The sequence below is a fragment of the Vibrio sp. 2134-1 genome (assembly GCF_033339495.1).
Genome location: NZ_JAWOUS010000954.1, coordinates 1 through 519, shown reverse-complemented (window position 1 = coordinate 519; position 519 = coordinate 1). Strand labels below are relative to the sequence as shown.

Annotated in this window: 1 protein-coding gene; it reads left to right on the top strand. The window is 45.7% G+C overall.

The genetic code is table 11. The features are described from left to right. Window positions 1–519, top strand: a 519-nt coding sequence (argS, locus tag R7R78_RS29455; RefSeq protein ID WP_225475005.1) for an arginine--tRNA ligase, incomplete at both ends; no start/stop codon positions are given.

Below are 519 nucleotides of genomic sequence, written 5' to 3'. Positions count from 1 at the left end.
TCGTGCGGGCGGTACGGTTCGTTTGGCGGACCTTCTTGATGAAGCCGAAGTTCGTGCTGCACAGTTGATTGAATCTAAGAACCCAGAGCTAGATGCTGAAGAGAAAGAGAAGATCTCTAAAACAGTTGCGATGGCAGCGGTTAAATATTCTGACCTATCTAAACACCGCACTACTGACTACGTGTTCGATTGGGACAATATGCTAGCATTTGAAGGTAACACAGCGCCGTACATGCAATACGCATACACTCGCGTTGCCTCTATCTTTGCTAAAGCTGGTGTAGCGATGGATGAACTTCAAGGTGATATCCAAATCACTGACGAAAAAGAAAAAGCGCTTATCGCTAAACTTCTACAATTTGAAGAAGCCGTTCAATCTGTTGCTCGTGAAGGCCAACCGCACATCATGTGTAGCTACCTATTTGAACTAGCGGGTCAATTCTCAAGCTTCTACGAAGCATGCCCAATTCTAGTAGCAGAAGATGAAGCCGTTAAGCAAAGCCGTCTAAAACTGGCAGC